33 protein-coding genes and 3 pseudogenes are annotated in these 22,887 nt (G+C 37.7%); 6 read left to right on the top strand and 30 right to left on the bottom strand.

The window, feature by feature from the left end; translation table 11 throughout:
* Positions 1–83: 83 nt before the first annotated feature.
* From ACQKMP_RS28590 to ACQKMP_RS28525, 14 genes and pseudogenes are all read right to left on the bottom strand, one after another.
* Positions 84–191 (bottom strand): annotated as a pseudogene (locus tag ACQKMP_RS28590) (IS3 family transposase); the annotation flags it as partial.
* 15 nt (positions 192–206) lie between these two features.
* Complete coding sequence (locus tag ACQKMP_RS28585) at positions 207–488, bottom strand: transposase (RefSeq protein WP_427472253.1); 282 nt, start codon at positions 486–488, stop codon at positions 207–209.
* 12 nt (positions 489–500) lie between these two features.
* Positions 501–905, bottom strand: coding sequence for an IS3 family transposase (locus ACQKMP_RS28580; protein ID WP_427472251.1), 405 nt, complete (start codon positions 903–905; stop codon positions 501–503).
* Positions 906–958: 53 nt separating this feature from the next.
* Positions 959–1,276, bottom strand: coding sequence for a transposase (locus ACQKMP_RS28575; RefSeq protein ID WP_427472249.1), 318 nt, complete (start codon positions 1,274–1,276; stop codon positions 959–961).
* A gap of 310 nt (positions 1,277–1,586) precedes the next feature.
* Entirely contained in the window at positions 1,587–1,721 is a 135-nt protein-coding gene (locus ACQKMP_RS28570) for a sigma factor-like helix-turn-helix DNA-binding protein (RefSeq protein WP_197071210.1), read from the bottom strand.
* 447 nt (positions 1,722–2,168) lie between these two features.
* Complete coding sequence (locus ACQKMP_RS28565) at positions 2,169–2,438, bottom strand: hypothetical protein (RefSeq protein ID WP_197071211.1); 270 nt, start codon at positions 2,436–2,438, stop codon at positions 2,169–2,171.
* A gap of 152 nt (positions 2,439–2,590) precedes the next feature.
* Positions 2,591–2,728 carry a hypothetical protein gene (locus tag ACQKMP_RS28560; RefSeq protein WP_427472247.1) on the bottom strand — a complete coding sequence of 46 codons (138 nt, stop codon included), beginning with the start codon at positions 2,726–2,728 and terminating at the stop codon, positions 2,591–2,593.
* A gap of 72 nt (positions 2,729–2,800) precedes the next feature.
* Positions 2,801–3,445: a hypothetical protein gene (locus ACQKMP_RS28555; protein ID WP_427472245.1), complete on the bottom strand. Its 645-nt coding sequence runs from the start codon at positions 3,443–3,445 to the stop codon at positions 2,801–2,803.
* 222 nt (positions 3,446–3,667) lie between these two features.
* On the bottom strand, positions 3,668–3,997 hold the full coding sequence (locus ACQKMP_RS28550) for a hypothetical protein (RefSeq protein ID WP_042188870.1): 330 nt from the start codon (positions 3,995–3,997) through the stop codon (positions 3,668–3,670).
* A gap of 194 nt (positions 3,998–4,191) precedes the next feature.
* Complete coding sequence (locus ACQKMP_RS28545) at positions 4,192–4,875, bottom strand: hypothetical protein (protein ID WP_427472243.1); 684 nt, start codon at positions 4,873–4,875, stop codon at positions 4,192–4,194.
* Positions 4,876–5,058: 183 nt separating this feature from the next.
* A complete protein-coding gene (locus tag ACQKMP_RS28540) occupies positions 5,059–5,196 on the bottom strand; it encodes a hypothetical protein (RefSeq protein ID WP_231573491.1) in 138 nt (45 codons plus the stop codon).
* Between the two features lie 443 nt (positions 5,197–5,639).
* Positions 5,640–5,843 carry a hypothetical protein gene (locus ACQKMP_RS28535; RefSeq protein WP_042188874.1) on the bottom strand — a complete coding sequence of 68 codons (204 nt, stop codon included), beginning with the start codon at positions 5,841–5,843 and terminating at the stop codon, positions 5,640–5,642.
* A gap of 528 nt (positions 5,844–6,371) precedes the next feature.
* The gene (locus ACQKMP_RS28530; protein WP_042188876.1) at positions 6,372–6,578 is read right to left on the bottom strand and encodes a hypothetical protein; all 207 of its coding nucleotides are present in this window, start codon (positions 6,576–6,578) and stop codon (positions 6,372–6,374) included.
* A 161-nt stretch (positions 6,579–6,739) separates the two neighbouring features.
* Positions 6,740–6,865, bottom strand: coding sequence for a hypothetical protein (locus tag ACQKMP_RS28525; protein ID WP_269321755.1), 126 nt, complete (start codon positions 6,863–6,865; stop codon positions 6,740–6,742).
* Between the two features lie 623 nt (positions 6,866–7,488).
* Here ACQKMP_RS28525 and ACQKMP_RS28520 point away from each other — a divergent pair.
* The gene (locus ACQKMP_RS28520) at positions 7,489–7,656 is read left to right on the top strand and encodes a DUF4083 family protein (RefSeq protein WP_231573285.1); all 168 of its coding nucleotides are present in this window, start codon (positions 7,489–7,491) and stop codon (positions 7,654–7,656) included.
* A gap of 6 nt (positions 7,657–7,662) precedes the next feature.
* Here the strand turns inward: ACQKMP_RS28520 and ACQKMP_RS28515 are convergent, their stop codons facing one another.
* The 3 genes and pseudogenes from ACQKMP_RS28515 to ACQKMP_RS28505 form a co-directional block, all read right to left on the bottom strand.
* The gene (locus ACQKMP_RS28515) at positions 7,663–7,989 is read right to left on the bottom strand and encodes a hypothetical protein (RefSeq protein WP_042188880.1); all 327 of its coding nucleotides are present in this window, start codon (positions 7,987–7,989) and stop codon (positions 7,663–7,665) included.
* A 263-nt stretch (positions 7,990–8,252) separates the two neighbouring features.
* Positions 8,253–8,384, bottom strand: a complete 132-nt coding sequence (locus ACQKMP_RS28510) for a hypothetical protein (protein WP_269321756.1) — start codon at positions 8,382–8,384, stop codon at positions 8,253–8,255.
* A gap of 195 nt (positions 8,385–8,579) precedes the next feature.
* Positions 8,580–8,666, bottom strand: a pseudogene (locus ACQKMP_RS28505) (2-oxoglutarate dehydrogenase E1); the annotation flags it as partial.
* 83 nt (positions 8,667–8,749) lie between these two features.
* On the opposite strand from ACQKMP_RS28505, the gene ACQKMP_RS28500 reads away from it, so the two are divergent.
* Positions 8,750–9,220 (top strand): hypothetical protein, encoded by a 471-nt coding sequence (locus ACQKMP_RS28500; RefSeq protein WP_042188882.1) that lies wholly within the window; start codon positions 8,750–8,752, stop codon positions 9,218–9,220.
* Positions 9,221–9,325: 105 nt separating this feature from the next.
* Here ACQKMP_RS28500 and ACQKMP_RS28495 read toward each other — a convergent pair.
* The 3 genes and pseudogenes from ACQKMP_RS28495 to ACQKMP_RS28485 all read right to left on the bottom strand — a co-directional run.
* Positions 9,326–9,520 (bottom strand): annotated as a pseudogene (locus ACQKMP_RS28495) (hypothetical protein); the annotation flags it as partial.
* A 91-nt stretch (positions 9,521–9,611) separates the two neighbouring features.
* Positions 9,612–9,869, bottom strand: a complete 258-nt coding sequence (locus ACQKMP_RS28490) for a hypothetical protein (protein ID WP_339302214.1) — start codon at positions 9,867–9,869, stop codon at positions 9,612–9,614.
* A gap of 680 nt (positions 9,870–10,549) precedes the next feature.
* A complete protein-coding gene (locus tag ACQKMP_RS28485; protein ID WP_427472239.1) occupies positions 10,550–10,765 on the bottom strand; it encodes a helix-turn-helix domain-containing protein in 216 nt (71 codons plus the stop codon).
* 545 nt (positions 10,766–11,310) lie between these two features.
* On the opposite strand from ACQKMP_RS28485, the gene ACQKMP_RS28480 reads away from it, so the two are divergent.
* Positions 11,311–11,547 carry a hypothetical protein gene (locus ACQKMP_RS28480; RefSeq protein WP_427472237.1) on the top strand — a complete coding sequence of 79 codons (237 nt, stop codon included), beginning with the start codon at positions 11,311–11,313 and terminating at the stop codon, positions 11,545–11,547.
* 175 nt (positions 11,548–11,722) lie between these two features.
* Here ACQKMP_RS28480 and ACQKMP_RS28475 read toward each other — a convergent pair whose 3' ends face one another.
* The 5 genes from ACQKMP_RS28475 to ACQKMP_RS28455 all read right to left on the bottom strand — a co-directional run bounded on the left by ACQKMP_RS28475 (position 11,723) and on the right by ACQKMP_RS28455 (position 16,811).
* Positions 11,723–12,610, bottom strand: coding sequence for an HNH endonuclease (locus ACQKMP_RS28475; RefSeq protein ID WP_427472236.1), 888 nt, complete (start codon positions 12,608–12,610; stop codon positions 11,723–11,725).
* 756 nt (positions 12,611–13,366) lie between these two features.
* On the bottom strand, positions 13,367–13,867 hold the full coding sequence (locus ACQKMP_RS28470; RefSeq protein ID WP_339189854.1) for a hypothetical protein: 501 nt from the start codon (positions 13,865–13,867) through the stop codon (positions 13,367–13,369).
* A 282-nt stretch (positions 13,868–14,149) separates the two neighbouring features.
* Positions 14,150–15,853: an ATP-binding protein gene (locus tag ACQKMP_RS28465; RefSeq protein ID WP_339189853.1), complete on the bottom strand. Its 1,704-nt coding sequence runs from the start codon at positions 15,851–15,853 to the stop codon at positions 14,150–14,152.
* A gap of 341 nt (positions 15,854–16,194) precedes the next feature.
* Positions 16,195–16,512 carry a YolD-like family protein gene (locus tag ACQKMP_RS28460; protein ID WP_427472343.1) on the bottom strand — a complete coding sequence of 106 codons (318 nt, stop codon included), beginning with the start codon at positions 16,510–16,512 and terminating at the stop codon, positions 16,195–16,197.
* A gap of 77 nt (positions 16,513–16,589) precedes the next feature.
* A complete protein-coding gene (locus tag ACQKMP_RS28455) occupies positions 16,590–16,811 on the bottom strand; it encodes a LexA family protein (RefSeq protein WP_339189849.1) in 222 nt (73 codons plus the stop codon).
* 222 nt (positions 16,812–17,033) lie between these two features.
* Here ACQKMP_RS28455 and ACQKMP_RS28450 point away from each other — a divergent pair, with 222 nt between their 5' ends.
* The gene (locus tag ACQKMP_RS28450; RefSeq protein ID WP_339189847.1) at positions 17,034–17,738 is read left to right on the top strand and encodes a hypothetical protein; all 705 of its coding nucleotides are present in this window, start codon (positions 17,034–17,036) and stop codon (positions 17,736–17,738) included.
* Between the two features lie 318 nt (positions 17,739–18,056).
* Here the strand turns inward: ACQKMP_RS28450 and ACQKMP_RS28445 are convergent, their stop codons facing one another.
* Positions 18,057–18,293 carry a hypothetical protein gene (locus ACQKMP_RS28445; protein ID WP_427472233.1) on the bottom strand — a complete coding sequence of 79 codons (237 nt, stop codon included), beginning with the start codon at positions 18,291–18,293 and terminating at the stop codon, positions 18,057–18,059.
* 598 nt (positions 18,294–18,891) lie between these two features.
* Here ACQKMP_RS28445 and ACQKMP_RS28440 point away from each other — a divergent pair.
* Positions 18,892–19,344 (top strand): hypothetical protein, encoded by a 453-nt coding sequence (locus tag ACQKMP_RS28440; protein WP_339189844.1) that lies wholly within the window; start codon positions 18,892–18,894, stop codon positions 19,342–19,344.
* 58 nt (positions 19,345–19,402) lie between these two features.
* A complete protein-coding gene (locus tag ACQKMP_RS28435) occupies positions 19,403–19,744 on the top strand; it encodes an Imm8 family immunity protein (protein WP_427472231.1) in 342 nt (113 codons plus the stop codon).
* Between the two features lie 183 nt (positions 19,745–19,927).
* Here the strand turns inward: ACQKMP_RS28435 and ACQKMP_RS28430 are convergent, their stop codons facing one another.
* From ACQKMP_RS28430 to ACQKMP_RS28415, 4 genes are all read right to left on the bottom strand, one after another.
* Positions 19,928–21,190 carry a hypothetical protein gene (locus ACQKMP_RS28430; protein WP_427472229.1) on the bottom strand — a complete coding sequence of 421 codons (1,263 nt, stop codon included), beginning with the start codon at positions 21,188–21,190 and terminating at the stop codon, positions 19,928–19,930.
* 194 nt (positions 21,191–21,384) lie between these two features.
* On the bottom strand, positions 21,385–21,663 hold the full coding sequence (locus ACQKMP_RS28425) for a holin (RefSeq protein ID WP_427472227.1): 279 nt from the start codon (positions 21,661–21,663) through the stop codon (positions 21,385–21,387).
* A gap of 3 nt (positions 21,664–21,666) precedes the next feature.
* Positions 21,667–22,434, bottom strand: a complete 768-nt coding sequence (locus tag ACQKMP_RS28420; protein WP_427472225.1) for a M15 family metallopeptidase — start codon at positions 22,432–22,434, stop codon at positions 21,667–21,669.
* Between the two features lie 2 nt (positions 22,435–22,436).
* On the bottom strand, positions 22,437–22,835 hold the full coding sequence (locus tag ACQKMP_RS28415) for a hypothetical protein (RefSeq protein ID WP_427472223.1): 399 nt from the start codon (positions 22,833–22,835) through the stop codon (positions 22,437–22,439).
* Positions 22,836–22,887 lie beyond the last annotated feature (52 nt).

Genomic DNA, 22,887 nt, shown 5'->3' with positions numbered 1-22,887 from the left:
GACTCAGTTGACGTTATTTACATAATAATCGTCTTTTGTGCATGGTTTCGGACTCCATGGACCTCTGTCAAGAAAGTGGACAGTCACGCAACAGACATTCTAGTCAATTGCTCAGCAAAACGAACTGGAGAAAGATACCCCAGCGCGCCATGCATTCGCTTGCGGTTATAGTAAAACTCAATATATTGAAAAAGTGTCTGGTAGGCTTACTCCTTAGTCTTGAACCGTGGATTACAATAAATGAGCTCCTTTTTCAAAATGCTGTGCCACGACTCTATATCGGCGTTATCATAACAGTTACCTCTGCGGCTCATGCTGGACTCCATGCCATACGCTTTCAACTGCTTCGCGTATTCATGAGAAGTATATTGAGAGCCTCGATCGGAATGATGTAATAGACCCTTTTCTGGTTGTTTAGCTGCGTAAGCATCTTGTAACGCGCCCAAAACTAGGCTTGTTTCCATATGGTTCTCCAAGCGCCACCCCACGATTTCGAGCGTTCAAAGGTCCATCACACTAGCCAGGTACAAGCGCCCTCCCCGGCAAGGAATGTATGTAATGTCGGTAATCCATACTGAATTGGGTTTGAGTATTTTAAATTGCTGGTTCAGCGTATTCGGGGCAATCGGATGGTCATGATTGGAGTCGGTAGTCTGTACGCGATACGTTTTGAAGACAATGGAGCGAAGCTTCATATGTCGCATGTACACACTCACCGTGCGTTCGGTAATGGTATAGCCTTCTTGATGTAACAGGCGGGTGATCTTCGGACTCCCATACCGCTTTTGATGGTCTGCAAAATGATACTGAATTCGCTTCATTATCGCAGCCTTACGAAGCATATGCGTACTGGTTTTTTCTGTCCGGCACTTGTAGTACCCGCTCCGTGACACATGTAGGGTCATGCACATCTTCTCCAAGAGAAACTCGGAGCGATGTTTTTCAATAAACTGGAATCTCAGTTCCTTGGTTTGCTGAAGATGTGCACTGCTTTTTTTACGATCGCTAATTCCTCTTCCACATCGGCAATCTTGTTATCTTTTTCTTGAAGTTGACGGCTCATTTCTTTCAACTGTGCATCGAGTTCCCGTACTCGATCCACGCTAGCTGCCGGTTCATTCTTTTGTTCTCGATACTGGCTCATCCATTGATGCAGGGTACTTTTTGGGATGTTGAGCTCTTCCGCCAAGTCGCCCACTGTCTTTGTTTGCTCTTGAATGAACTGCACTGTCTGTTTTTTAAATTCTTCGTTATACCGTGGTCGACGTTCTCCCATGTGAACACACGTCCGTGGACTCATTATCGCCAGTCTGTTAACTACTGTCCACTTTTTATTCTAGCTTCACAATTGTTGTTGCATTCGTTGACTTTTTTATTGAACTCTATCTAAAAAAAACTTTAATGCTGTGTATTCTAGCCATCGAAGAAATATTACCGCATCGTTGATTAAGTAACATGTAGAAAGAGCCCTCTGGATTGGAGGGCCCTTTGATAGACATAGTTATAGTAGATAGGTTATGCGCCACGGAGTGCGACAGTATATGCTACAAGTCCTATAAAAAGTCTTGTTTAATCTTGCATTTCGCTCAATCTACGTACATACTTACGGTGTTTTTTGATTGATTTAAAATACTTGAAATCTCTAACAGCTTCAAGTCCTGCGCCATGTGAAGTAAGAAACATGTACGTTCTCGATCACTCAACGCCAGCAACGCATCCACCAGCTTTAACCGTTCAGCCTCTCCCGTTCGTTGTTCTGATGCTCCCCGTTCTTGGCATTACCTTATCACTCCCCCCCGTATTTAAGGCATAGAAAAAGGCATCTGTATTAGACACCCCTCTATCTTCTGCTATACTATTCAGTTTCTGAACCTATCTCTTCGGCATGCTTTTCTAGATAATATTCCACGTCCTTCAACACCTCCAGATTCATTCTGGACGCATATTCAGATTTTAAGTAAATATCCATTGTATTTATTTTCAATTTACTCCAGAGTTTCGCAATTATGCTCTTACTTTTTCAGATACCTTCTTCTCATCCTTTACCATTTCAGAAATTTCAGCCTGTAATTCAGTACCCAATTTATTTTCGGATTTAATATATTCTACCTCGGAAAATTCAAAATTTAAATCATGTACAAACTTATTTCTTAATTCATTTAAGAACTTTAGTCATCGAACAACTCTTTCTTTACAATACCTAATCCCAATGCCATATCTAATTTTTGTTTGTAATATTTAATCAATTTATCTAGATTAATTATATATTTCGACAACAAGTTTTCTAACTCATGATCTACATATAGATGACCTCGTAAAACAGTTATTAAAATATCTTCACTCTTAGTAATTGTAAGGAATTTCTCAAACGATTCGGTAAACTCTTTAGCAGTTATTTTTACATACTCATTTTTTACAGAATCTAAGTCAAAATCCAAATCTAATAGGATCATTCCTCAGATTTATGTACTGTAATTATTCAATACTAAGGAGTATAGTTCCTTCTTACCCATGTACCTTACCACACCGTCACCTCTGCAGCTTTGGGGTTTAGATTATGGGCTTTACCTCCATTTTCCATTCGATGGCATTAAGCCACTCCCATACTCATCCCAGACTTCCCAAGGATACGTTTATCTTCAATAATCAGGTTCAGAATGTCCACAGTCTCCTTAACCAGCTCCAAATTAAAGGCATTGATCGTGATTTTTCTCGGTATTGCTACCATAACTTTCACCCCTTCCTATGGTATTGGTGTACAACAAAAAAGACCATACCCGATTGAGTATGGTCAAAAGATCTATTCTAGATTTAAGACATTAAGAGGATCGTTCCATCCTGTAACGACTCCGTTGTCAAAATTAACAATAGATGATTCAAAAAACCATGTGTCCCCATTATTAATTATAGAACTTGGTGTTCCCATAGATTTTTTAACTGTTTCTTTAGTATCACCGAGTCCAAACTTTGTGATTCCAGTTGAGCTACTTAATTCTTCTTTTCTATGGGCTACGAATTCAGATGCGGATTCTGTCCCTGTATCTCTATTCCTTACTGCATCAAACACTGATGTTCCATCTTCGTATGTTGGATTTGGTTCGCTTACAGTTTCAGAAATAACCTGATTTTTCACTTGATCTAATTCTGTCTGAACACTTTCTAAAACACTCTCTTTGATTTGTTCATTCTGTGAATTCATCGTTTCTAATATTTCATTCTTGTAGCTTTCAAATTTACTTAATTGTGCATCTATATTGCCAACAGTGGACCAATTATCGCTAAAAAGTATCTTGGTTTCCCCTGTTATTCGATTGATCATTACTGGAAATTTTTGATCGAGTTTATCATACTTATATATTCCAGGATAAATGAAAATTCCAAAGGCTACAATGCATATTATTATAAATAAATATTTAATTATTTGTTGAATCTTAGGTTTCCACATTAATGTATCCCCTTATATATCCACATCGGTTGCGGTACTTACTATATCATCTGTAACATTAATATATTATAAAGGAGTAATGAAGCATGACTAAGAAAACTTATGCAACCCTTGTATATTCAGTATAAAAAAGCACCCTAAGGTGCTTGATACAGACCTAATGCTTCATTGTAGTATTAATCCAGTTTGATATAAATTTATTGGAAGACTTCCAGCTATCTCCTAAGCTGTCATGTGCTCCAGACAACCAGGAAGTGTTACGTCTTTTTCAGTAATTACTTGTCTCAACTGAAATGAATAGTGATCATATGCTTGGAAGAAACTTTCAATTCCATAATGTACCAACTCTTTTTCATACTTTATACGAACAATTTCAAGAAAACAATTCTGGGCCATATTCAAATAATTTTGTGAAACTACGTATCTATATTCATCTTCAAAATTTTCAAGACATTCATAGGCATCATTAGAGAAAGAATAGACCATTCTCATTACTTCTTGTAAATGAGTTACATTACGTAACATTTCTATAGTATCTTTATCAGTAATCAAAAAGCTTACCTCCCATCGACATCATATTTCGACGTTAAGGAAGGATTTTCCTGCTACTATTTACCATGTACCTTACTTCGCCGTCTTTTTGGGTTTATATTATGAAGTATTTCATCACTATACAAAACGATCCACTCTTCAGCGACTCATTTTGTATGAAAAAAAGGGTTTACTCAGGCTTTAACGATGTATTTTCATTTCCTTATGAAACGCCTCTGCTTTAACGGAGGCGTAACATGATCATTATTTTTAATAATTTCATCGTAAACATCTAATGATTTTCGTACTATTGAAGTCTTCGCTTCACGTCTTGAAAGGTGAGCAATTACAATAATATAGACACTAACTAATCCCATAGCTCCATAAAATGCAACATTCTTTTCTACCGAAGAGCTTTCGCTGAGATGAGCTGCTCCAAAACCGATAAATACAGCTACTATCATCGGAATAAATATTGAAAATATATTGAAGTTGCTCTTCTTTCCAATTTTATCAATGTCGGTATAACCCTTAAGAATTATTCTTTCATCTAAGTTTAAGTCTTTTACACTTAATTCTTTCAATATTCTATCCATCTGCTTATTATCAGTTTTTAACCATAACCCTCCCATTAGATCGTCGCGATAATAATTATACAGACTTTCTTCTTGACTTAATTCTTTGTCTTTTTTACTTAGGATAGATGGAGTTGTCCATGGACCAGATGCAATATAATATGTTCTTGTGAACCATTTACAATCACTAACATCCTTTCTTTGAAGAATTTTAAAATTAACCCATGCAGCTCTGATATACGAACAAAATAATAAAAAAACAAATATAAAAATCACAAGAATCCAAGATATAATAATCTCCCCCTTAATACCATATTTCGACATTAGGAAAGATTTACCTTCAAAAAGTATAGACTGGCATGTCGCTATTCCCATAACGGAAAGTAAAGACAAACCGTATGAGCAATCCATATACCTCGATAATGGGATTTGGGTCACATTAACGAAAAATATTTGCTATTAACGAGCCTTTTGTAATAGGTTCCTCCTATATATAGTGGGCATTTACTAGACAAAAAACAGAGAATCCTCTACAGTATCGCTAATCTTCCGCTGCGCTCGTTGAATATATTCGCTAACGCTTCCGTAGGTAATGCCGACCATTTTGCCTATTTCAGAATGTGGGATGTACTGCCCATGTGCCAGAGTATAGCATTCTCGTTCCCGTTCGCTTAATTGATTAAGTGCATATTCTAATTGGAACCGTTATTCATCTGAAAGATTGGCTGGGCTTCCCGCCTTTGAATTACTAGCTAAAGCCTGCATTCGTATTGGATCCAATAGTATTTCCCGTTCATAGGCAGCTCGCCGTTCAATTCTACGCTTATTCCCTGGTCTCCGTCCTGAATTCAGCCACTCAATGACAAACTCACAGTCAGATTCATTCCAGAAATCACCTTTTTATCATCAGCATCAGCCTTCCTATATGCTCGCTCCACGCCTTTAAAGGAGAGTCGATAGTTTAGGGCAGTTGCTGGACCTAAGTCCGTTACCTTTACTGCAGGAGCCTAGCTATCGGCGATGTTCATCCTCATTCCCCTTTGTGGTATAATTTGGTCGAGGATAAAAGCTGCTATTGGCCTGACGCATCAGGGCTTTTTTCTGTATAAATACATTCCACCATCAGAGAACATCTTCATGTTTGTACTGATAGGATATGTGTTGTATGCATCCTTAGATCTCACCCAGGTCGGTCCCCAAGCCAGTACATCTACAGGTAAGCCCGGGCTTGCAGTAAAAATAAATTGTCGATGACCGGCTCTTAATGCGTTTTGAGTGTCTTTGTATTTCATTCTACTATCCCCTTAATCACAAATGGCCTCTCGGCAGCCTTACCAGTAGGTTTGGAATATTTCAGATCTAGGTTTACTCTCTCTTCCTCCGTGAGTTGTGATCTCTTAATCTTTCCTTGCCCACCGCCTGTAGATTCAATCTCCTTGCTTTTGATTCCTGAGTACCAATCGCTTATTATGATTTCCTCGCTTTCGGATTATCAAAGTCTCTTGTTCCTCTCTCAACCCGTGCTATATTAAATAAGAGGTGAATTTTATGAACGGTAAGAAAGTTATCATTATTCTTTTGTCCATCTCTTTACTGGGTGTGATTGCTTACTTCGGAATAGCTTATGGATTACTTTGGTATATCTTTAATGGTTAAGATCTATGATTACCCGGGCCCCATTTTACTAAAATTATTCGGTCTGACTCGATGGACTTCGGCCTAATAGTCAAGTTCCATCTCTTCGATCTGCTCTTTGGACCTGTCCCAAGTATCTTCATCGAAGCATTTTTTGTAACTACTCAAGCTATGACCTTGCCCTTCTATATGTCATTCAATTCAATGCAGATTGTTCTCTCAAACATCGTGACATTCATGCCGCCCACTATCACGCCACATTGCCCGTCAACCTCGATCTTCATTCCTTGATATGCGAAGTCAATTGCACGGCGCTCGCAAATCTCCCGGAAGGTCGCTGGATTGGTGAACAATTCACTGACCTTGAAACCGCCGAACTTCTCTTCCCACAATCCATCCTGAAAGTATTCCCAAAATGATTACTTAGCCTTCCCAGCAGTTTCACCTTGTACTGTTCGTCTGCCCAAGGATATCCCATTCACTCCACTGGCCTCATACTTCATAAGTATTCATCGTGTATCGTCTCCTTTGATTGGGGTCTCAGCCCCCTAAATTAATCCAGCGCTGATACTGTAGGCTCTAAACTTGCAATCAGATTCATATTCATGAACACTTGTATTCGAATTCCCTTCATATCCCGATAAAATGCCCATGCCTCAGAATCGTTTTGTGTTGCCATTTCTACCTTTCCATGCAGCGTGTTAATCAAAACGTATACATGTCATGCTTATCCATGTGTCTCAGCCAATTATAAGTTCAGTACAGCCAATTCATCATTTATATCCTCCTTGTGGGAGAGGAGGGCTATTAATCCATCTCTGTCCCAGTATTTTCGTACTGTGCAGCATGTGGACATCAACCTAAGTTGACATGATATAATACATTTATTAATAATTATCATTTATTTGAAAGGGGATAAACATGAATAACATAAAGAAGGAAAATCAAAATATTAATAAATGGCTTTCTATTATTTGTCTTATATTAATACCTCTCTCTGTTGGCATCGGAATTGTATTCGATATTTATCGAGATCCAATACAAATTCTGCTTATGGCGTTAGGTTTTATAAGTTTATCTTGGATAAATTGGTCAAAGTATAAAGAGAAATCTAAGCTGTAAATACTTTTGCTTCATAGTATGCGTCTACTGCGTCATAAACTTTGGGTGAGGAGTGCTGTAACCTCCTCTATCCATTAATGTCATGTATCTTCGTACTGCGCAGTAAATAACTTCAAATAAGTTCTTTTTTTTAGTTTTAGTTTGTTATAATAAAACAATAACTATTAATGAGGTGCTATCTTGCAATATATTTTTTTAATACCATTGGCATTTGTTTGGGCGATTCCCTTGGTTTTACTGTTAAAAAGAGATTATCTTACTAAAAACAAGGTTTCAGATAAAAATGCTAGCATAGAGAAAAAATTAGACAGAATAATAGAATTGCTTGAAAAAGATAAGGGTGCATAATCACTTTTATCTTTTTTTATGTCGCAGTATGCGTCTACTGTGCCTTTGGGAGAGGAGGGATACTCCTACTCCCTTAATGATCTGGTGCGGCCCCCGCGTTGCTGGGTTTATGCTGTCGGATGATGGCCAAACAGCCGTAAAATTATCATTTTTTAAATCCTCTCTGCGGATCGTTAATGCCGTAACCGGTCCGTAGCAGCCTACATCCTCTTTACGGTACTCTACAGGTCCGCTGCATATAACGATGTGTCCGATATATGTAGGGAGCCTTACCTCTACTTGGTCACTTACTTTGACAGGAGATTCATTCCTATCAATTAATTCATTTGTCATCGGCTACTCCTTTTTCCTTTAACCTTTCTATTCCTTCCAAAGATAAATACTTAACTAGATCAGGTATTGTATCACACAAGAATGGATTACATTCGTTGTATCCTGCTATTCACGCGTCTGAATAACTGTATTGAAGCCATGCAATGCTCTTGTAGCTTTACTTTTTTAGACTTTTTCATTTAGCGAATCCCCCGATCTACTCTTTGACACTACTAAGCGTGATATATGCTGCCTCTGCCCTCTCTCGGGGGCAAATGTTTGTCTTATCCTTTACCTGTGTCATGCCTTGTTGCTCCCTTCCACCAACAATTCACGTGCTTTACTTCCTCTGTCGCTCTTAACCTTTGAATGACCTCTACCGAAGCTTGGCAGTTCCCAATGTACTTGATTCGCATAGAACTCTAGTACCTCCCATTGTCGGGCTATGGTCTGCCGTACCTCTTTAAGTGCTATCCGATCCTATCTATGTTGTTCTAGACTGTTACTTATTGAGCGTTCATAAGTTTTGTTCAGTTGTTGTGACTCTTCTAGAGCAGCTAGCGCATCCATTAACTCAACTTCTTCTCTGCTCAATTTCCTTTTCGGGCTTGTCGTTCGGAAAAGCTGCGCGTTTCAAACTTCTTCTCCCTGAGAGCTATGAGCGTTGCCCATGGCTGAATGATGGTTATGGCTTTCATACTTCCCCTCCTATCTACTCTAAAAAAAGGCTCACAAGACTTGTTGGACAACATACTCTATAAATAAAAAAGGAGTGAGTCTCATGACAACACGAGCTCTTGATATGCGGATTTCGGAACATATGTCTGGGTTAGGGAGTGCAATTGAGTACGTATACGTCAACCCAATTTTGATTGGAGATTTGGGAATTCAAACATCTTCAATTGTAGGAACGCCAGATGCAAACAAGGTACGTATATGGTTGTCTGGTTCAGTAACTTTCTATAAAGCTTTCGATACACCAGATGAAACCTCAGTAACAGTCGTAATAGAAAGAAACGGAAACGGAATCCTTGGTTCTGGCACACTAATCTATGAATCGCAAGTCCGTCCAGGTCCTATAGAGAGTACAGCATCCACAATCTCCATAACCGCAGGAGATTTCCCCGATATTCCTACTGTTTCAAATGGTCAAATTCGCTATTCACTTTTTATTTACTCAGACTTAGAAGTTGGGAGAAACGGAATATGGATGGTAAATGCTGCGTTTAATGGAATAGCATTTGCAGGATGAAGGAAATATGTCAGAAAGAATTATTGTCTGATCAATTAGAAATTTCGAACTGCCAGAACCATGTCTTATTATCCGGCATTGGGGCTTATGCCCCTTATTTTTGTGTCACAGCTCAGCCTTGGCATTTATCTCAGATGCTCCTGCCTTAATTACCTGATTCATTCCTTTTATGGTGAGCACTATGGTTCTTTGTTGATTCCTCCTCCAGGACAGGAGCTTTTTGTTCTCCAAGCGCTTAATAAAACCGTGAGTTGTCGATATTGACTGGTGCCCCATGGCTACTGCAATTTCGCGTATACTGGGCTGATATTGAAATTCAAATTAGAATTTATCAATAAAGTCGATTATTGCTTGCTGCTTTTTCGAAATGAATTACATCTTCAACCCTCGCTCATAAATAACTTACATTCGTTGTTATAAGAATTTTATAATCTTCAAATCGGTCATTTGGATGATAAGAACCCTGAGCAGCATAGCCATTAAGAGTATCAGTAAACATTGCAGTGAAGGTTTTTAGATCCTCGGTTTCTAATGATTCCAAAAATCTAATTTCCTTTGCTCGGAGATCCCTGCCAGCAGCCGTTATGATTAGATCTGCTATAGGTTCAATCTGCTGCAGTCGTTCTTCTTTTGCCTTTTCTAACTCCAACTGCTTAGTATCCTCGAATGAAACTACATTTTCAGGGGGCATTACGGGGGCGCTCATTAACCTTCCACAAAACCTTCAAACCTTACCCCCACAGAAAAAAACCCTCAACACCAATGGTGTCAAGGGTTTAACAGTTCTAGTAAAGAGTCATGTATTGCGCTCTTTCCCACTCGTGAACTTGTGTGCGGTTTACAGTTTGCCCTTTTTATAATGGTCTGAATAGTACCTAACTCCGTTAAAATAAAGGGTTCTCTGAGAAAACGATTACGGATTTCGTTGTCTTCCTTCTATTATATGTGGGCATTCTGTGGGCGTTTATGTGGGCAGGGAGTATAACCCTATTCTCAATCAGAAGAGGTACTACAAATGCAATTGAAGATTTTAATCTAGGGAATAGAATCCAGAACATTGCTTTCTTAAAAGTGGCTTGAAAATCGTATTGGGAGAATCATCGCCGTTAAATTTAACTGTAGACATCGGATAACCATCGCTAATTGGCTTCGCTCCGGAATCATTGGTGGAAGTGTCATTGGATCCATTGCCTCCGTGAAGGAAGAAATTTAATGTATGAACAAAAACCCTGCAACCATCATGGTCAGCAGGGTTTTATTATGACGCATACTCGTAGAGTTGATTACAGATAAAACAAAAGTTTTTGAGCAGCAAAAGAGCAGTTCAGGTTATCCCTGTGACGACTCTTCTACATGTTCAATGATATCGTTTGGTTGTACTCCGAAATGGCTACAAAGCTTGTCTAGCACTTCCAAAGAGATATTCTCACCCTTACCCATCTTCGCTATAGTGGACGGACCAAGGCCAAGTGCATCCCTTAAATCCTGCTTCTTCATTTCATTTTTCGCTAATAGCACCCATAAGGGTTTGTACGAAAACGGCATTATATTCACCTTCCTACTTCTTCATGTATCTATAATAATAAAAAAAATACAGGAAGTCAAACTTTATATTTGACTTAATGTACAGTATATGATATATTAAATACAGGAAGTGAAAGTAATACTTCCCGAAAGGAGATAAAGGATGAAGGATTGGGTACAACTCCTAACAGCAGCAGTACAATGTTACACAGCTTTTCTACTGCTAAAGGAAAAGAAAAAAGGAACCAAAAAACGCCGCGTCCCACGCAAACGTAAATAGGTTCCCGGAGGAAGGGATTGAGCCCCTTCCTCCACCCAATCATAACACACTCGCTCCAGAAAATAAATTAGCCGGCGGGCTTACGTGGGAGGGATATTAATGTTGAATATAATCACTTGGATTCTTATCGGAGTATCACTTGTTTTGTCCTTCATTGCAATGATTAGATCCCGGAGACGTCACTGATGCTACCGATACAACGACAGTACCATTACTCAAATGACAGTGCTGCTTACTTTGGAATGTCCCAGAGAACTTTTGAAGAACTAGGAGCACCCCCTAAATTATGAGATGGGAAGAAATAAAGCCGGGGCAGTCTGTGCGTATCTATGACAATCACGATAGCGGATTTGGTGGAAGGTGCGGAAGAGTAGTAGCTATTGGTACTTTTACTGGAATCAGCGAACGTATAGGTGCGTTAATTGACATACATGAACCACTACTAGTAATTATCGAACCAGAAGCCCTCGAAGAAGTAGATTTGGAGTCACTGCAACCAGGATGGGAAGAAGTCGATTTATAAACAAAAGCCTTGCTACCATAATGGCAAGCAGGGCTTTGTTTGTTATGGTGTTGCCGCTGTGATATCCGACATTTCGTTCCTATCCCAATCCTCGTCAAAATAGCGTGGCTTGGTTCACTTCTGCTGCCGGTCACTCCTGTGTCGCTATTCGCTTTGAATTTTTTTACTAAAGGGATTAATGCTTAAATACACCTTGCCTATGGAATGCTAAATACTTCGCATGTTGTTCCATTACCTCTATTTTCATACTTATATGTACATTAAGTAAGATTTTCCCTATCTCATCTAGAGCATCAGAAATTATAATCGCTCCGTTATCTTCAAAACTAATGTAGCCTTTATCAAAAAGAGCATCGTGAGCAGGACAGAGCAAAAATCCATTATAGATATCTAGTCTTTCTTGATTATTTGATACCCTCCATGGCTTAGTATGACTGGCTATCAGAAAATCGGGGTTGCTTATACCGCAAATTCTACACTTACATCCAAATTTCAACAACTTCGTTTTAAATAGGCCCTGACCTATTCTTGTTTTCACAATTTGTTCTTTCTCGGTTGGATCTAAACTGGAAGGCAACTCATTTTCAATCTCAATTATAATATCTTCCTCACCAGGTCTTGTAAGACCTAATAAATCTAACAAGAAATTCGCAAACTCCAGAGAGATCTGATAAAGGTATCCTTGATTCCCACCACCCTTAATATTAAAAGGAGCGTATCTTGGAGCCTGAAGATTGCTTATATCTTCTGTATAGTCACTATATTTTATCGGATTATTGACTCCAACATATTTTCCTTTTACATACCAACCATGGTTTCTCCAAAGCTCGTTTTTATCAAGGCCAACTGGCTTCTCTTGCTCTTTACAATCTTCAAGTGCAGTAATAACATCCAAAAGCTGACCACCTACACTATTGAATATTAAATCGCCTTTTTTCACATTAGTCATTGCTGTCCAATGGTGAAACGTCCTACCATCATTATTTTTAGTTGGCGCCCAAAGAAACCCGCCTGATCGTTCTTCATCGTAACTTGCATTTTGAAAAACAATAAAATGATTCATACCATCACGCCCTCTCATATTTCAAAATTTGTATTATTTTATAATAATTAATATCACAATCTCATTAACTGAATTCGACAATATAACTGAAAATCCTCGCTAGCAATGCATTACGATTGCGAGCCACATGAGTCCCACAACGTTCTATACAAGTGTAGGAACGCGACATAATCATTATAAAGTTCTATAGGGCTCTACAAAAACTTCTTTCCATGACTGTAGAAGAAATAATGATAGTAAAATGTCATGAACATCTTCATGTGAGTAATCCAGGTATTTTATATAGTTTATATCCATAAATAACCCCCTATAATTGGATATAAGTTTCGACTCAGTTAAAAGAACTCCTGCTTATTTGGCAGGAGTTCTTTTAGGCTTAAGACATTATATTAACTCGGTCGTTACGAATCATATTGAAGTTATGTCTACAGATGGGACATATTAAATCCGAATGTGCAGGTGTAGCTGGATGAATTTGATTTAAAAGTGAGTCTTGAAAGCAATGATACAGTGCCGACTCTGATAGAAATGCTTTTTCTACTGTTTGGAAAGAGTAGTATTCAAAATATTCTGCTGTATACAAATACGGATGATTTAATAATCTACGCTGTAAGTCTGTATCTGATCTACCAATATATATTGGAACGATTTCACCAAGCTCATATCTGTACAGAACATAAGTTCCTTTGCATCCTTCAGGTATTAGTGCTCTAATTAGCCAAGGCAGCATCTTATATAACCGAGTTGTGTATTTAATCATATTGCCAACTTTAATACAGCGACGTATTTGAACCTTGCTCTGCTCACTCGAGTTCTCATTGTACCTATTGGAACATTATCACGAGCTGCCATTTCTTCTGTATTGTAATCAAAGTATAAATCTTTGATTATAGATTTTTCACTTTTATTGAGTTGTGAATTATACAATTCGTCCATTAGCTCAAATTTCTTATGGTCAAATGAATTATCAACTGAAACCTTAAGCTTAATAGGTGTGTCTAAGCCGGCTAGCTCAGCTTTTTCCTTTAGAAGATTAATTCTACCGCGAATCTTCTTACCGGCACTACCCATTAAATCCCGTACAATTACTTTGGGATCCCCTTCTTTTTCTGGTTTTTGTAGAAGATAATCCAGCGCTTGTTCAATTCGTTCAAGCTTGTAACTACCTTTATCATACTTAATGGCGTTATCTCGCATACGATTCAACAATAAATATGCATCAATAACAGATTGACTCATTTGATTTTTTTGGCTCATAATAACCATCCTTTTCTCAGTGTTGCTATAACACTGATCGCGATTTTTTAGAGAGCACTATTCATATACATTTATCCTATTACAGCTTCCGTCATCCGATCGGCTGCTGTTAAGAAAAACATACCATGATTTCCCATGATGTTCAATTGCTTATGATGGCGTATTTCCGGATATTGTTTACTTTAATAGCCCTTCATAATATATGGGGTGTGAACCAAGAAAATATTACCACAAATATAAACAAAAAAAGAAGCTGCATCTCATTAAAGATGCAGCTTCTTTTTAAATAGTTTTTAATGCTTCCCGAACGTAAGCAGCTGTAAAGTAACCCCACTGTGTTCGTAGATCACTATAGGCATCGTCTGGATTTGAATGAAGATTTTCAGCTTTAGCATAGGCCATAAACAAAACATCAATAGCAGTTTCAACTTTTCGGGCTATTTCCACAATTTCTTCAGCATCAAGCTCACTTTTATTATTTGCAACCTCTTTTAGCGGATCATAAATTTCCTTAATAAATGGATGTCTATGGTTTATCTTAACAATTGCTCTTCCATTAAGATGAGTTATATCAAACAATTCTTTGCCAGGCCAAGATGAGTCAACTAGCATGATCGGACGTTCTTGTATTTGCTGTTTTATAGCATTAGCAAGTTCTTGATTATTATTAACTCCGACATCCTCAAGGAGATCATCGATGATTTCTTGTTGCTCATTTAACGGTACATTCATACCAGCTCTTCCTGGAAGCGAAACCTTTTCTGCTTCTGATACTGCATTGAGTGCATTTAAGTGATCGAGCTCTGTTTTACGATTCTCATCTTGAGTCTGCGTAAATGTAAGGCTAATTTTTTTTCGTGCTTCTTTAATCGGTTTCACAAGTAAGTCTTTAATTTGCTGTTTCAGTTTTTTTACTGGCTCAGCACCCCTTTTAACATTCCTTACCTGGAAATATTCATCCAAATGTGCAGGAAAGCTAATCTCAATTCCAATAAATCTATCGATATTTTCAATCCTAGAAGGGAACAATCTTGGAATGACATCATAATATATTTCTCGGCCGTTTCTAAGAATACTTACGTATCCATCACGGTCCTTTAAATGAAGATCCTTATATTTCGCAGCAGACCTTTGATATCCACCGTCACCTTTCACTTTTCTTACAGCTTCAGGTAAAAGAGTCACAGTAGTAACAATCTTGTGACCGTCTAATTCTATCTCAAAACAATCAATTACCTCGGAGGGAAAATTATGTGGTCCTAAGACCTTTAATGCTCGTTCACTTTCCTTAAGAAATAGAGGGTCATAAAGATCAATAATCTTTCCGTCTAACTCTATAGTTAGACCCTGCTCTAGTTGTACACGGTAAGCTCTAGCTAAAAACTTCAATAACTCTTGAGTTGCTTCTTTTGCAGAATTACCATATGTGCTTTCATTTACAAGACGATCAATCTTTGACCAAATGATTAATGTTCCTGTCTCAAACTCATTATTATCATTCCATCTCATTAAATCTTTATATTCTTGAGGAAACGCAATGATTTTCTCAGCAATAATATGTGTTTGACTCCCCACAGCAATCAAGTCCAAATCCAAAAATGCATGATAATAACTATCTTGACCATGAGCTTTTGAAAATATATCGATACGTCTTCCTTGGCTAAGAGCAGCTACCTTCATACCTACACCGAAGCGGCCAAATCCACTTCTTTGATTGTACCTTGTTGAAAAGCCAATCATGAGTGTCTTTGCCAAAATATCTGGAGTAATCCCCCTACCATCGTCAGCGAATATGATCTTGTTAATATTTTTTTCATCATTTTGAAAAGTCTTAATTTTGATAATTTTTGCAGCTGCTTCAATTGAGTTATCGACGATTTCACCAGCAGCAGTAGATAAGTCAAAACCTGAATCACGCCAGCTTTCTAATGCCTTATCGACTTGGAAAATATCAGACTCCATTAAATCTACATTTGATTCAACCATTATAATTTCCTCCTGTTTTAGTTGAATTAGCCCTTGGTCTAACCCAACCTTCTTTGTGAGAAGCAAACTTTTCTGTTCTCAAGATATCTCTGTTACCCTGATGTCTTCATTTGCCTCTTCATTATATATGGGGTTTGATCGAAAAAAACATTACAGTTCACCTGAAATATTTCCCCACTTATTTATGCTTTCGATAAACAATTACGATCATTGCAAACACTCTCACCATATGTAAACGAATTAACACCTGAAAAACTATTGCATAGAGCAAAAATTAACAAAAAAATATTCAAAGTACTTGGAACGGTCATTCTTCTAATCATTGCTTTATGTTATGTAATTTAAATAAAAATCCCTTTATAAGGAGGGTTCTTAAATTCGAAAGCACTTGAGAATTCACTATAAACTGCTCCTACAATATCCTCAAGTTTAATCCATTCCCAAACTTCACCACCATGACTAAATATAATCTGTCCCAACTGCCGATCAACCCTCATAACTATTCCGTGCACTACTTTATTTTCTAATTCATCGAACGAAGTAATTGTTATTGGGCTGTGATCCTCCATAGACTGAGCCAATACCTCTGAGATTTCTGACAACACTTGGGGATCTAAATCAGGTTTTTTGCGTATCTTTTGATTTAATGCATCTTTCAGTATGCTATGTTTCCGCCATCAACACCCCATAGTGTCTCTGGTAATGAGTCAAGATTAGTAGAAGTTTACGAGACGTATCATTTAGCATCACTGATCACCTGCAATGAACGCGGCGTACGGCCCTGTCGATTGATATATCCTTTTGCTTTCAATTTATCAAGCAACCCTTGTGCTGTTGAACTGGAGGTGAGCCCTATTTCCTTCATAACCTCCCGTACAGTAGGTGGATGTCCCGATTCTTCCGACAGTTTATTAATCGCCTGGAGTGCCGCATATTGTCTTGGGGTTAATGTCTTCATGTTGATCCCTCCAAAATAAGAACGTTTGTTTGTATTATAACCAAACAAACGTTCTTTAATCAATCATGAGTAAATCCCTAAATTCCCATAATTATGTACATTAATTGAACACAATCTAATTATTCCAAATCTAAGAAATTATGTTTAGACACAATCCATATTTACCCATAATCTTAATGGACACCAAGTAATTATAAATATATTAAAAAAGAGGGGTAATTTATGAAAAAATTTTTTTTAGTAATAATCGGACTAATGCTTTTAGTCACGACCAAATCTGCTTTCGCAAGCGAAACTACTTATGATATTTTTCTAAACCAATCTGGTATAACCTACACTGGTCCAATAGGTAAATCTCTTACTGAATCTATTGATATAACCAACATGAGCTATTCTATCGGCAATGAAGATGCACATTTAACCATATATAATTCCACTGGTGTTATCATTTATAACGAAACATTAAACAAAGGCGATAAAAATATACCATTTATTCTAAAAGATGCTAAGAGTTTCTCGATAGCTAGTAATAGCTATAGCTTCAAAAGTAACGTTATATATCTTCGTGTTACGGGCACGCCCGTGGTAGTCGCGACACCCACACCAACTGTTCAACCGACTGCGACAACAACACCAGAACCATCGGTAACTGCTTCACCAGTACCAACTCCAATAGCCACTCCTGACACACCTTCTGGCGAACAAGCGTTATTAAAAATCACCCTAACAACTGGACAAGAAAAAGAATTTGATCTTCCGATGTCTGAAGTAAATGCCTTTATTAACTGGTACGACGCCTCTACTGGAACTGAACGTTACGGAATTAATAAGCACGAGAACAACAAAGGTCCTTTCAACAAACGCACTGAATATGTAATACATGATAAGATCCTAACCTTTGAAGTAAGTGAATACACAACAAAGTAAAAAATCCCCGCCGACCAATTAAGGTTGACGGGGTATTTGTTATACATCCTTATGCCAAAACCATCCTAAACTCAAATTCACTTCTCATGTAATAAGCATCATTAACCTTAACGCTAACTGGGCTCCATTTCTGAACTGGACCCTCACAATCAATTATACAGCCGGCCAGATCACCACGACGTTCAAGTATATCTAATTGAGACTGTGACAAAGCAGCCGTTAGAAATTCAGAGTCTATCTTTAGGACTTTGTATATATTGCTCAACATGATCACTCCTATGTATTAAATACCTGCCCGCGAGTTTTTATGTGATCCCTTTACTTTTCTTTGAAATTTATATTTTTGATTATTAATATAATGGAGAATAAAATTAATAGTATAAATCCTGCTAAAGAAAATATATTAGTAATTAAAACTAAAAACACACCAAATCTGCTATTTCCATAACCCCCCTCGAGCATTCCAAGTTTAGCGTAACTAAGGATAGGATTATTTAATAAAGCAAGTATGGCACTTCCCAACATGCAATAAAGTAATTTCACATTTTTCCCCATAAAACCATTCCCTCCTTAATTCTAGACCGTTAATCAATAAGAGCATTAAAAAACATTCAAGACGAGGATTTGAACGCCAAATAATAATACAACTACGCATTTTTATCTAATCAGAAAAAAGCCCCACAACCCTAAGATAATGGGACGTTTCTCATGTTCAGAATCACTGCCACTTATAATCTGTGCACTCTAAATATATATTATTTGGAACATTATGTATATGAACTCTATTTCACAGGAAAAGTAACTTTCGAATCCTGATTATTAGGAATTGAAATAATTCCGGCATGCTGCGGAGTCCTGCATTTACGGAATTTTTAGTTTAAGCTGTTTATTTAGAACTTTTCTACTATACGTAGTATAGTCGGTAAGTCTCAGGCTGATCTTATTCGAACCTAACCTATCATAAAATGTCTTCACTTTTGATAATATCACTTCTATATTGTAATTATTTAGGTATTTTATACTAATTATTCACAAATTACATTTTACGACTTTTTTCCCCTTACTTTTCATTTCATTATGTATATCATTGTCGTATTCGATTTAGTTTTCATATATAGCTATATCGAAAAAACTTTTACAGGAGTGATTTAGATTGAAGAAAAGATTACACAATTTCACAGCTTTGTTATTTAGTTTTCTCTTACTTTTCAGTTCGTTTTCGTTCAATTCCTTGGCTTCAGCCAACGCAGGAAATTCCAGCGCAGTAGTTGAGGAAAGTGTTATCAGCCCTTTTGAATTTAATTGGATATCATCATCTGACTTAGCTAAAGAAGCTCTAGCAGCCTCTGGTAATACTGGGTATACTGTGGGTGCTCTTCCTGCATATATCGTTACTGAAGCAGCAAAGATTTTTGCAGGGGCTGGGTATACTATGAAATTGGAATCAGGCGGTTTCTGGTTCTATAGTTCAGACGGTTTGAGAAGAGTAAGAACTGGTCAAAAAGTTTCTTTTAATCTTTATCAGGCAAATTTCGAAAAATTCTCTAGAACAGGTTATAATGACAATTACAGAACTTCAAACTATCATGTTAATGTGTCTGAATAATAAAAAACAGCCTCACTTTATACCTTTTATTGAATTCTAGACTTGAATGGAGAATGTCATGATTCACCCGATTCTTAAAGAAGCCCATTTTCATGAAATACCAGAAGGAAAAAAGGATTTTTGCACTTCTGTCGTGCTAGATGTTGGAGTTAAACAAAAATCTGGATCTGATCAGTTTTATGCTACTGTAGCAACTGCTAATGGACTTAAAGAATTTTTTGTCGGTGAAGCAGCAATCGCTATTCGTGGTCTACTTCTTGTTGATTCTTTTGATATAACTTTAATTAAACATGAAATCCAAAATATTTTGGATCGTTGCTCAAAAACTACTTGGGAGGAAACTGCTATTTCAATCAACAGATTTTTCCCTTGGGAATTTGATGAGATGAAATGGAAATAGTACTTTTTTCGTCATAATTATTAAAGAAGAACTTCTTTTGTGTTGAATGATTTGACTAAACAAAAACAACCCGTCAGGCATAAGCCCGGCGGGTTATTTTATGTATACTCTGTACTCAAAGTGTTCGCGGACAACACGGATAACGGCCATCATAAAGGATACGGTATGCACATCTTACAATCCTCAGAATCCGAGTGATTCTGGAGATGTACGACCTAATGAATCGGAGATCCTAACATAATCACTCTTTAAACTTTGGTTATTGTTAAACATTTCTTTCAATGCATCCCTTAAATGCCATGGACTATTACCAAACGAGAATGAGCTAGCTAAACTGGAAACAACCCCTTCATCAAGACCAAATTGCTCTATGTACCAAACAACCATCCACCTTTTATAGTCATTTGCCCATTTAAAATTTGAAATGTTGTGTTCGATAAATGCAATCCGTTTAAAATGTTCCAAAAAGCCCTTACTAATAAGTAAAGCCATATCGTCAGCAGTAAAATCATCCGGAGACATTGATTGAGATGAAATAATCAAGTGACAGATCGCCTCCTTCTGTTGATCCTTGGGAATAAGTTCATTTCGCAAGAGAGCTACAAAAAGTTGAGGAGATATATAATCTTTTGATCTATACCATAGTTGTCGAATGTATTGATCGTTTCCAACTAAATAATTTACTTTACTTGTGTCAAGTGATAGTAATAGAATAAATAATTCATCGTTCTCTTTAAGATACTCAATTAACTTCATAACAAAAACACTTTCTAAACTGAACAGCTTAAGCCAAAAAATCTTAATTTCTACATTCCCCATATTATAATAGTAGAATGGATCCGCCTCTTGAAGAATCACATCTAATTCACTGCAAAATTCTTTATAATCTTTCTCCAATATTGCAAGAGGTATTTCTTGAATAATATAACTCGGGTCAACACCCTTTGGGGTTAGTTGCCGATTAAAATGAACTTTAATTTTTTCAAACAATGCTGCTTTTCCACCATTGACTACAAACTTAGGGAGATTAGATTGAAGAAATGACCAAAAGGATTCAACGTGTGATGCTTGTATAGAATTATTTTTAGCATGGGCACAATCGTTACGACGATTTTTCCAGTACGCAACTTGTTGCCTCAAATCTTCAGTCACTGAGAAGAAAACGAATGGAGAACTTCTTTTCACACATTCTGTAACTTCAGTATCCCAGGATTCATCATCTAATAGATTCTGAATCGCCCCGTTCCACTTCGGTAACGGTATATCTTCGGGTTTCTTAGCAGAGAGAATACGCTCTTTCAATACGGTTTGAAATAACAGATAAGAAAATAACATACCTGCTTTGTAAGCACTCGCTTTATAACATATTACCGCTTCATTCAACAAACTCTCGGCTTCTTTTGAAACTGATTGACGTTGCACCCAATCTTCAATCTGCAATTTCACATGTTTCCCCCCTTGTTTGGCTTCAATATGCATTAAAAAAAAGCCCGCCAACCCATAAAGGTTGACGGGCTTTTGCCGATGCTTTCGGACTGCACGCTTCGGTGCTTCCGATTCGTGTAACTTTACATTAACACTATCTGGACAATCTGTAAACGACAATAAGCTCATTAGCCGAAGCTAGTGGACTCATTTTTTTATTCTTTTGTAGTCCCATCCCTCTTACTAAACGCCAGTTCAAATAATCCAGTAGCTGACAATCCCGCAAGGCCACCAGACCATAAACGTAACACTAAAGATAAGTCCGTAAATGGATAAGCTACAACCCCGATCAACAAGCCAATGACTAAACCGATTGCAGGAAGCACGTTGTTAGGAACATTAAAAGTTTTCTTTACGAACTGTACCCCTGCTAATACAAAAACAGCGATCACCGAGGCGAACGCTAGAACATCTGTTAAGTTTTGATTGTCCATTAATTATTTATCCCCCTTTGCAAATAATCCCATGTTGTACAACATTTGAATCACATTAAGTTCTATCTTTGACTTTTCTGCCGATGTAGTTATCGCTCCAACCGCTTTAGCAGCCGTAATAGCCTCTGTATAATTGATGGCATAGGTTTCCTTGCCGGAGATATTTAAACGCTTCTCAATAGTTGCTAGGCGCTCATCCTGCTTAACTACGATTGCTTCTAACTCCTCAATTCTACTCATGTCTTCCTTTACCTCCTCTTTTAGTCGATCTATAACAGCCGTTGCTTTTGCCATAGCGATTTCTGACGGCTTAGCGCCCGCTCGTAATTGTGAGGTTGTCAGCCCAAAAGTCATTTGAAAATGTGGTGCATCCTTAATAGAGACAAAATCACCGCCCCACTCGAATCCAAGAGCTTTAGCCTCTTGTACTACCTCCGACCAATCTGCTACCTTGTCACCATCACCATCACGTTTTAAATCCCAAGATACCTGTTTCCCATCTGGGAGTAATAATGCGAAATCGATAGCTAGTCCAAAGTTATGATAACTGGTCCCGCCCTTGGCGTTAGTCACGATGTTTCCTGGCTTAGTGCGTCCCTGTGCATATAAAGCGTCTTGTTCCGCGATAGTCCGCAGCCCTTGAGTTATAAGGATTGGTACTCCCCTTTTATAACAACGCTCGATTAACACTGTAGCAGCAGCCATAACCACCGGGTGCAATCCTATCAATCTTGTAGTTGATTTACTCCTTACTTGATCCAGTGTAAGCATATTTACCTCCCTAAAAATTGGTTAGCCACAATCACGCCAATGGTAATACCAATGATGTACTTAACAAAATCAAGCCACATTTTACGTTCTGACCCACTATCCTTATTGGCTTGTTGCAATAGCATGAATATCTTATTTTCAAGAGAATCAAATTTCCCCATAATCTCACCAAACTTAACTTCCATTTTTATTGTGGATTTCTCCATTTGTAAAATGCTCTCTTCGTGTCTCAGACCAGCTGCTTCAAGTAAGTTCATTTTTGCGTTAGTATTGGCTAGGTCTGCGGATATTCGTGCAAATTCACTGGAAAGACCGAGTAAGCCCTTTTCTACATCTTCCAATCGGTACATTGGCACTACATCCCCACCCCCTCCTTCTTGGTTTGCTCCCCCAATGGACATAAAACAACTCCCCTCTCTATCTATTGTTCAATATAAATAGCCCCCGTAATTG

Origin of the sequence: Paenibacillus sp. NPDC101420 (genome assembly GCF_050277435.1) — a bacterium.
In the GTDB taxonomy this organism is placed as follows: domain Bacteria; phylum Bacillota; class Bacilli; order Paenibacillales; family Paenibacillaceae; genus Paenibacillus_AQ.
The sequence above is the reverse complement of the archived record's forward strand: the minus strand, read 5'-3'. Positions and strand labels throughout refer to the sequence as shown.

Coding starts and splice junctions, on each gene's coding strand:
- ACQKMP_RS28510 (WP_269321756.1), bottom strand. CDS start 8,384: ATGCGAATCAAGTACATTGGGAACTGCCAAGCTTCGGTAGAGGTCATT.
- ACQKMP_RS28535 (WP_042188874.1), bottom strand. CDS start 5,843: ATGAAATACAAAGACACTCAAAACGCATTAAGAGCCGGTCATCGACAA.
- ACQKMP_RS28500 (WP_042188882.1), top strand. CDS start 8,750: ATGACAACACGAGCTCTTGATATGCGGATTTCGGAACATATGTCTGGG.
- ACQKMP_RS28455 (WP_339189849.1), bottom strand. CDS start 16,811: ATGAAGACATTAACCCCAAGACAATATGCGGCACTCCAGGCGATTAAT.
- ACQKMP_RS28450 (WP_339189847.1), top strand. CDS start 17,034: ATGAAAAAATTTTTTTTAGTAATAATCGGACTAATGCTTTTAGTCACG.
- ACQKMP_RS28525 (WP_269321755.1), bottom strand. CDS start 6,865: ATGGCAACACAAAACGATTCTGAGGCATGGGCATTTTATCGGGATATG.
- ACQKMP_RS28445 (WP_427472233.1), bottom strand. CDS start 18,293: ATGGGGAAAAATGTGAAATTACTTTATTGCATGTTGGGAAGTGCCATA.
- ACQKMP_RS28465 (WP_339189853.1), bottom strand. CDS start 15,853: ATGGTTGAATCAAATGTAGATTTAATGGAGTCTGATATTTTCCAAGTC.
- ACQKMP_RS28480 (WP_427472237.1), top strand. CDS start 11,311: ATGAGATGGGAAGAAATAAAGCCGGGGCAGTCTGTGCGTATCTATGAC.
- ACQKMP_RS28420 (WP_427472225.1), bottom strand. CDS start 22,434: ATGCTTACACTGGATCAAGTAAGGAGTAAATCAACTACAAGATTGATA.
- ACQKMP_RS28545 (WP_427472243.1), bottom strand. CDS start 4,875: ATGTCGAAATATGGTATTAAGGGGGAGATTATTATATCTTGGATTCTT.
- ACQKMP_RS28580 (WP_427472251.1), bottom strand. CDS start 905: ATGACCCTACATGTGTCACGGAGCGGGTACTACAAGTGCCGGACAGAA.
- ACQKMP_RS28555 (WP_427472245.1), bottom strand. CDS start 3,445: ATGTGGAAACCTAAGATTCAACAAATAATTAAATATTTATTTATAATA.
- ACQKMP_RS28415 (WP_427472223.1), bottom strand. CDS start 22,835: ATGTCCATTGGGGGAGCAAACCAAGAAGGAGGGGGTGGGGATGTAGTG.
- ACQKMP_RS28470 (WP_339189854.1), bottom strand. CDS start 13,867: ATGAGCCAAAAAAATCAAATGAGTCAATCTGTTATTGATGCATATTTA.
- ACQKMP_RS28515 (WP_042188880.1), bottom strand. CDS start 7,989: ATGACAAATGAATTAATTGATAGGAATGAATCTCCTGTCAAAGTAAGT.
- ACQKMP_RS28475 (WP_427472236.1), bottom strand. CDS start 12,610: ATGAATCATTTTATTGTTTTTCAAAATGCAAGTTACGATGAAGAACGA.
- ACQKMP_RS28485 (WP_427472239.1), bottom strand. CDS start 10,765: ATGCCGTTTTCGTACAAACCCTTATGGGTGCTATTAGCGAAAAATGAA.
- ACQKMP_RS28575 (WP_427472249.1), bottom strand. CDS start 1,276: ATGGGAGAACGTCGACCACGGTATAACGAAGAATTTAAAAAACAGACA.
- ACQKMP_RS28435 (WP_427472231.1), top strand. CDS start 19,403: ATGATTCACCCGATTCTTAAAGAAGCCCATTTTCATGAAATACCAGAA.
- ACQKMP_RS28425 (WP_427472227.1), bottom strand. CDS start 21,663: ATGGACAATCAAAACTTAACAGATGTTCTAGCGTTCGCCTCGGTGATC.
- ACQKMP_RS28560 (WP_427472247.1), bottom strand. CDS start 2,728: ATGGTAGCAATACCGAGAAAAATCACGATCAATGCCTTTAATTTGGAG.